This is a genomic window from Paraburkholderia elongata (assembly GCF_013177735.1).
Classification (GTDB): domain Bacteria; phylum Pseudomonadota; class Gammaproteobacteria; order Burkholderiales; family Burkholderiaceae; genus Paraburkholderia; species Paraburkholderia elongata.
This window is the reverse complement of record NZ_WOEZ01000189.1, coordinates 1-7,032: the sequence shown is the minus strand read 5'-3', so window position 1 is coordinate 7,032 and position 7,032 is coordinate 1. Positions and strand designations below refer to the sequence as shown.

Annotated in this window: 8 protein-coding genes; 5 read left to right on the top strand and 3 right to left on the bottom strand. The window is 59.1% G+C overall.

What is annotated here, in order from left to right:
• A partial coding sequence (locus GNZ13_RS33280; protein ID WP_172172460.1) for a LysR family transcriptional regulator occupies positions 1-289 on the bottom strand: 289 nt, incomplete at its 3' end.
• A 176-nt stretch (positions 290-465) separates the two neighbouring features.
• On the opposite strand from GNZ13_RS33280, the gene catA reads away from it, so the two are divergent.
• The 5 genes from catA to benD all read left to right on the top strand — a co-directional run bounded on the left by catA (position 466) and on the right by benD (position 5,191).
• Positions 466-1,398: a catechol 1,2-dioxygenase gene (gene catA / locus GNZ13_RS33275; protein WP_172172458.1), complete on the top strand. Its 933-nt coding sequence runs from the start codon at positions 466-468 to the stop codon at positions 1,396-1,398.
• A 113-nt stretch (positions 1,399-1,511) separates the two neighbouring features.
• Positions 1,512-2,870, top strand: a complete 1,359-nt coding sequence (locus tag GNZ13_RS33270) for a Rieske 2Fe-2S domain-containing protein (RefSeq protein WP_172172455.1) — start codon at positions 1,512-1,514, stop codon at positions 2,868-2,870.
• Positions 2,867-3,355, top strand: coding sequence for a benzoate 1,2-dioxygenase small subunit (gene benB, locus GNZ13_RS33265; RefSeq protein ID WP_172172453.1), 489 nt, complete (start codon positions 2,867-2,869; stop codon positions 3,353-3,355). The genes GNZ13_RS33270 and benB overlap by 4 nt, the downstream gene beginning before the upstream one ends.
• 40 nt (positions 3,356-3,395) lie before the next feature.
• Positions 3,396-4,418, top strand: coding sequence for a benzoate 1,2-dioxygenase electron transfer component BenC (benC, locus tag GNZ13_RS33260; RefSeq protein WP_172172451.1), 1,023 nt, complete (start codon positions 3,396-3,398; stop codon positions 4,416-4,418).
• Complete coding sequence (benD, locus tag GNZ13_RS33255) at positions 4,415-5,191, top strand: benzoate diol dehydrogenase BenD (RefSeq protein WP_172172449.1); 777 nt, start codon at positions 4,415-4,417, stop codon at positions 5,189-5,191. The genes benC and benD overlap by 4 nt, the downstream gene beginning before the upstream one ends.
• Before the next feature lie 113 nt (positions 5,192-5,304).
• Here benD and GNZ13_RS33250 read toward each other — a convergent pair whose 3' ends face one another.
• A complete protein-coding gene (locus tag GNZ13_RS33250; protein ID WP_172172447.1) occupies positions 5,305-6,390 on the bottom strand; it encodes an alkene reductase in 1,086 nt (361 codons plus the stop codon).
• A 52-nt stretch (positions 6,391-6,442) separates the two neighbouring features.
• On the bottom strand, positions 6,443-7,032 hold a 590-nt coding region (locus GNZ13_RS33245), incomplete at its 5' end, for an NADPH-dependent FMN reductase (RefSeq protein WP_328807337.1).

Genomic DNA, 7,032 nt, shown 5'->3' with positions numbered 1-7,032 from the left:
CAAAACCGATAGAGAGGCTGCGCTCAATGTTGCCCACGCGCCGCGTCATTGATTCGAGTTCGGACGTCTGGGCCAGCAATTGGACGGCATGAGCATAGAAGAACTTACCCGTCTCGGTTAGCTTCAAGGGGCGCGAGTCGCGCTGGAATAACTGCACCTCAAGAATCTCTTCAAGTTGCTGTATCTGACGGCTCAAAGGCGGTTGGGCCATGTTCAGTCGCTGTGCCGCGCGCGTGAAATTGCGTTCCTCGGCTACAGCGACGAAATAGCGAAGATGCCGCAGTTCCATTTCAATACCTCTTGGATATAGACCGATACTAAATCAGTGTTGGACGGGGCCTTCCGGCGTCCATTATTCTGCTTTCACACTCTGTTTCAGCACTCGATTATACCTCGCAGGCATATTTGAAAGAGTGCTAAACCAAGGGTTAACCCCCACCAGAAAATAGAGATTCAGGAGCAGACATGAGCGTCAAAGTGTTCGATACGAAGGAAGCGCAGGACCTGCTGAAGGCTGCTGCTAACGTCGGTAGCCAGGACGGCAGTGCTCGCGCCAAGCAGATTGTCCATCGCCTGCTGAGCGATTTGTTCAAGGCCATCGACGACCTTGACATGACGCCCGACGAAATCTGGGCCGGCGTTCATTATTTCAACAAGCTCGGCCAGGACGGCGAAGCGGCGTTGCTTGCCGCTGGCCTGGGTCTGGAGAAGTATCTCGACATTCGCATGGATGCCGCGGACAAAGAGGCCGACATCGGTGGCACGCCGCGTACCATCGAAGGTCCACTGTATGTCGCCGGTGCGCCGGTGCGCGATGGTGTGTCCAGGATTGACATCAATCCCGACCCGGATGCGGGCCCACTGGTCATCCGCGGCACCGTAACCGGCCCGGACGGCAAGCCCGTCGCAGGTGCTGTGGTCGAATGCTGGCACGCTAATTCAAAAGGCTTCTATTCGCACTTCGACCCGACCGGCGCGCAGAGCGAGTTCAATCTCCGCGGTGCGGTCAGCACTGGCGTCGACGGCAAGTACGAATTCCGTACGCTCATGCCGGTCGGCTACGGCTGCCCGCCGCAGGGCGCGACCCAGCAGCTGTTGAACGGACTCGCTCGCCATGGCAACCGTCCGGCGCATGTCCACTTCTTCGTCACCACCGACAAGTACCGCAAGCTGACGACGCAAATCAATATTGAGGGCGACCCGCTGATTTGGGATGACTTCGCCTACGCGACCCGCGAGGATTTGATTCCGCATGTCGTCGAAAAGACCGGCGGCACTGCGTTGGGCATGAAGGCTGACGCGTACAAGGAAATCGAGTTCAACATCGAGTTGACTCCGCTGGTTCAGGGCAAGGATAACCAGGTCGTCCATCGCCTGCGTGCGTCTGCTACCGCCTAACCGCTGAACGCGGCTGCTACGTCGCACCACTGCTGCCGCTCAATTCTTCGCAAGAATCTTTCGACACCGATGCGTGTGCTCCATAACCTGGAGCACGCGTAGGGAGAGCACTCATGTCTGCAATTATCGACAAAGCCTCGCAACTGGATGAACTGCTGCATACCGCCGTTCAGGACGACAAGCAAAACGGTGTATTCCGTTGCCGCCGCGACATCTTCACCAACGCCGATTTGTTTGAGCTCGAGATGAAACACATCTTCGAGAGCAACTGGGTGTACCTGGCGCACGAAAGCCAGATTCCCAACAACAACGACTACTACACCACCTGGATTGGCCGCCAGCCCATAGTGGTAACTCGCGACAAGAGCGGCGAACTGCACGCAGTCATTAACGCCTGCGCGCACAAAGGCGCAATGCTTTGCCGGAAAAAGCACGGCAACAAAGGCACTTTCACCTGTCCGTTCCACGGCTGGAGTTTCGCTAACACGGGCAAGCTGCTGAAAGTGAAGGACGTGAAGACCACCGAATACCCGGTGCAGTTCAACACCAACGGCTCGCATGACCTGAAAAAAGTCGCGCGCTTCCAGAGCTATCGCGGCTTCCTGTTCGGTAGCCTCAACGCGGACGCGATGCCGCTGGAGGACTACCTGGGCGAGACCAAGGTCATCATCGACCAGATCGTCGACCAGGCCGCGAACGGGCTGGAAGTGTTGCGCGGCAATTCCTCGTACATCTACGACGGCAACTGGAAGATGCAGATGGAGAACGGCTGCGACGGCTACCACGTCAGCACCGTGCACTGGAACTACGCCGCGACGATGGACCGGCGGAAGGTTGACGGCACCAAGGCGGTGGATGCGAACAGCTGGAGCAAGTCGGTAGCCGGCGTGTACGGGTTCGACCACGGCCACATTCTGTTGTGGACCAAGACGATGAACCCGGAAGTGCGACCGGTCTATCAATACCGCGAAGAAATCGAGGCACGAGTCGGCGAAGTAAAGGCGGATTTTATCGTCAACCAGACTCGAAACCTGTGCCTGTATCCGAACGTGTTCCTGATGGACCAGTTCAGCACCCAGATTCGTGTGGTACGCCCGCTCAGCGTAGACAAGACCGAAGTCACCATCTTCTGCTTTGCCCCAAAGGGTGAGAGCGCAGCCGACCGGGCTACCCGTATTCGCCAATACGAGGATTTCTTCAACGTCTCGGGAATGGGCACCGCAGATGACCTTGAAGAGTTCCGCGCTTGCCAGGCTGGCTATGCCGGCACCACTGCGTTGTGGAACGACCTTTCGCGCGGGGCGCCGTTGTGGGTCGATGGCCCGGACGAGAATGCGAAGACGATGGGTCTCAAGCCGGTTATCTCAGGCGAGCGCAGCGAAGACGAAGGCCTGTTTGTGTGCCAGCACGAATACTGGGTGCAAGTGATGCGCGACGCACTGAAAAAGGAACAAGAGGAGGCCGTGGTATGAGCTTCGACTACCAGAAAATCTGCGCCATGCTGTACCGCGAAGCCCGCCTGCTCGATGACCGCCAGTGGGACGATTGGCTTGCCTGCTATGCCGAGAACGTCACCTACTGGATGCCGGCGTGGGATGACGACGACCAACTCACCGATGACCACGAGAGTCAGATTTCGCTGATGTATTACCCGGACCGTGGTGGCCTGGAAGACCGTGTGTTCCGCATCAAGACCGAACGCAGTAGTGCTTCGATGCCAGAACCGCGGACCAGCCACAACGTGACCAATGTGGAAGTGCTGGCCGAACGCGGCAACGAAGTGGACGTGCGCTACAACTTCGACACGCTCAGCCACCGCTACAGAATCAACGACCATTTTTTCGGCACGATGTTCGTTACTTTGCGAAAGGTCGACGATGACTTGTTGATTTCCAGCAAGAGAATTGTGCTGAAGAACGACTACATCCGCCAGGTGCTCGACATTTACCACGTTTGATGTCGAGCGGCGTGAGGAAACTGGAAGTAGAGGAGACAACATGTCCAGCTACAACATTGCATTGAACTTCGAGGACGGCGTGACCCGCTTCGTCGCATGCAAGCCGGGCGAGAAGGTGCTTGATGCCGCCTTTCGCGCGAAGATTAACCTGCCAATGGATTGCTCCGATGGCGTGTGCGGTACCTGCAAGTGCCGCGCCGAGAGCGGCAACTATGATCTTGGCGACGATTACATCGAAGACGCGCTGAGCGACGACGAGAAGGACAGTGGCCTTGTACTCACCTGCCAGATGGTGCCGCAAAGCGATTGTGTGATTGCAGTGCCCGCCTCTTCCACTGCGTGCAAGACTGAACAGAGCAGGTTCGCCGCGACGGTATCGAAGGTGGAGCCGCACAACGACGCGGCCGTCGTGCTCGAGCTGGACGTGGATGCGACCGCGCCGGTATTCCTGCCGGGTCAGTATGTCAACATTGATGTTCCCAGCAGCGGCCAGCATCGTTCGTATTCCTTCTCATCGGCACCGGGGAAATCGAAAGTCAGTTTTCTGATCAAGCGGATTCCTGGTGGCGTGATGAGCACTTGGCTCGATTCCGCACAGCCAGGCAACAAGTTGGAGCTGACCGGGCCGCTCGGTAGTTTCTATCTGCGCGCCGTGGAGCGGCCGTTGCTGTTCCTCGCTGGCGGCACGGGCCTGGCTCCGTTCCTGTCGATGCTGGAAGTGCTGGCGCGTGCTGAGTCGCAGCAGAAGGTCCACCTGATTTATGGCGTGACCCGAGACCTCGACCTGGTGCAGGTCGATGCAATCGAAGCGTACCTGGCGAGGTTGCCGAATTTCACCTACACCACCGTCGTGGCCGACACGGATTCGACCCATCCCGCCAAGGGTTGGGTGACGCAGCACATGCCGGCCGAGGCCTTGAATGATGGTGATGTCGACGTTTACCTGTGCGGGCCGCCACCGATGGTCGATGCAGTGCGCAAGTATTTCGACGATAACGGCGTGAAGCCCAACAGCTTCCACTACGAGAAGTTCACTCCTAACGCAGCACCGAGGACCGCATGAGCACGCAACGATTTGCTGGCAAGGTCATGGTCGTCACCGGCGCGGCACAGGGCATTGGTCTCGCCGTAGCGCTTCGTGCGGCCACCGAAGGCGGCAAGGTGCTGTTCGTCGACCGCGCCGACTTCGTCTGCGAAGTTGCTGCCGAAGCAAGTGGCGCGGAGACGGCAGGCTTCGTCGCCGACCTCGAGACGTACGAGGGCGCGGCATCGGCGATGGCTTTTGCAGTGCGCAAGTTTGGCGGCATCGACATACTAATCAATGGCGTCGGTGGCGCGATTCGCATGCGTCCATTCGCCGAGTTCGAACCTGAGCAGATTGACGCGGAAATTCGCCGCTCACTCATGCCCACGCTGTATGCCTGCCATGCTGTGTTGCCGCACCTGCTCAAGCGTGGCGGTGGCACCATCGTCAACGTCTCCTCGAATGCCACGCGCGGTATCCGCCGCGTACCGTATTCGGCGGCCAAGGGCGGCGTCAACGCGATTACGCAGTCACTGGCGATGGAGTACGCGGAGCACAACATCCGTGTGGTCGCCACCGCGCCGGGCGGGACCGACGCACCTCCGCGACGCGTCCCGCGCAATACTGCCGGCGACAGCGAGCAGGAAAAGGTCTGGATGGGCGATGCGGTGAAGCAGGTCACCGAATCAACCTTTTTCAAGCGTTACGGCAGCATCGACGAACAGGTCGCGCCGATTCTGTTCCTCGCTTCAGACGAGGCAAGCTATATCACGGGCACGGTGTTGCCAGTAGCTGGTGGTGACACCGGCTGAGCCATGAATGCCTTGAGCCAACTGCCCACACCGATGAGCCATCACGCGACAATGTCTTCGATACCCGAAGACATTGCCTGTCGCGCATATTTGTCACATCCTCGCCGTGCGCCTTACGCCAGCGCGACTGCATCAAGCGCGAGATAGTCGGTATAGCCCTGCGCTGTGCCACCAAAGTAGCTGGTGCGATCCGCTTGATTCATCGGTGCGCCGATCTTCAGTCGTTTGACGAAATCCGGGTTGGCAAGAACCATCTCGCCGTAGGCTTCCAAATCAGCTAATCCCGAAGCGATATCAGCGCCGATCTGGTCGCGCGGACGACCGGGTCGATTCAGGATCAGCGGTCGCTTCCACAGCTTGCGTATGTCGCGCAGCAACTGCTCGTTGCCGTGGTGCATGATGTGTATATAAGCGATCCCCAGCTTGTCCAGCTCGGCGACCAGATAATGGTAAACCGCTGGGCCTTCTGGACCTTCGTCGATTCCATTCAAGGTTGAGCTAGGGGATAGACGGATGGCAGTTCGGTCCGCGCCGATTTCTTCGGCAATCGCAGCGGCGACTTCGATGGCAAATCGGGCGCGATTCTCAATGGAGCCGCCGTACTCATCCGTGCGCGTATTGGCGTTTGAGGCAATGAACTGTTGGACCAAATAGCCGTTCGCACCGTGAATCTCGACACCATCGGCGCCAGCCTGAATGGCAGCGCGCGCCGCAAAGCGAAAGTCGGCGACGGTTTGGCGTACTTCCTCGGTCGTCAGCGCGCGCGGCGTGGGAATATCCTTCAACCCTGTCGCGGTAAACGTTTGCGCCTTCGGCGCAATCGCAGAGGGTGCTACGGCCTGACGATGATGCGGCGTGTTGTCTGGGTACGACGTACGCCCCGCGTGCATCATCTGGATGAAGATATGGCCGCCGTTGTCATGTACGGCTCTCGTCACTTTCTCCCATCCGGCGATATGCGCGGGAGTGTATATCCCCGGCGTCGCAAGATAGCCCTGTCCGTCGTCTGAGGGTTGAGTGCCTTCGGTGACGATCAGGCCAATGCTCGCACGCTGCGCGTAATATTCTGCAGCCAGATCTCCCGGCGTGCCGTCGAACTTCGCACGGCTGCGGGTCATCGGAGCCATGACTAGCCGGTTCGGCAGTGTGTAGCGTCCAACGCGGACCGGCGTGAATGATTGTTTGAGGGTGGTGCTCATTGAATATCTCCTGATAGGGCCTCACCGGCTTTGTTAGTTCCGGCCGACGCGGTCAGCTCGCCCGCGCGGCCTTCAGCGCTTTGGTCCACCACAGCAAGTCGTCGATCGTTTGTTCGGCGACGGCATCCAGCTCGGTCAGGTGCGGGGTGATGTCCTGCCCCTGAAAATGTGCAAACAGTGCCGCTGCCGGAACATGCACCGCCGCTCGGGTCGGCGCGAGCTGCATTTCGACTGCGACCTCGCGCAGTTGCTCGATCGCGCGCGCGCCACCAACGCTGCCATAGCCGACAAAGGTGATCGCCTTGCGGTTCCATTCCGGATAGACCCAGTCAATCGCGTTCTTCAACACCGCTGACGGCCCGTGGTTGTATTCAGGCGTGACCATGACGAAGCCGTCGGACGCCGCGATGGCCTGGGTCCAACGCTTCACAACCTCATGCCCGTATGCCGGCCGGCCCGGCATTGCGGGCGGAATCTGCTCGTCGAAGAACGGCATCGGATAGTCCTTGAGGTCGAGCAGGCGCACGTCGACGCCTTCGCGCTTTTTCAGATGGTCGAAAATCCAGCGTGCGGGCTTCTCCGCGAAACGTCCCTGACGAACGCTGCCGACGATGACGGAAATGACGGTCATGATGTGCTCCG

Excerpts from the sequence above, each read along its gene's own strand:
- catA (WP_172172458.1), top strand. The coding sequence starts at position 466 with ATGAGCGTCAAAGTGTTCGATACGAAGGAAGCGCAGGACCTGCTGAAG.
- GNZ13_RS33270 (WP_172172455.1), top strand. The coding sequence starts at position 1,512 with ATGTCTGCAATTATCGACAAAGCCTCGCAACTGGATGAACTGCTGCAT.
- benB (WP_172172453.1), top strand. The coding sequence starts at position 2,867 with ATGAGCTTCGACTACCAGAAAATCTGCGCCATGCTGTACCGCGAAGCC.
- benC (WP_172172451.1), top strand. The coding sequence starts at position 3,396 with ATGTCCAGCTACAACATTGCATTGAACTTCGAGGACGGCGTGACCCGC.
- benD (WP_172172449.1), top strand. The coding sequence starts at position 4,415 with ATGAGCACGCAACGATTTGCTGGCAAGGTCATGGTCGTCACCGGCGCG.
- GNZ13_RS33250 (WP_172172447.1), bottom strand. The coding sequence starts at position 6,390 with ATGAGCACCACCCTCAAACAATCATTCACGCCGGTCCGCGTTGGACGC.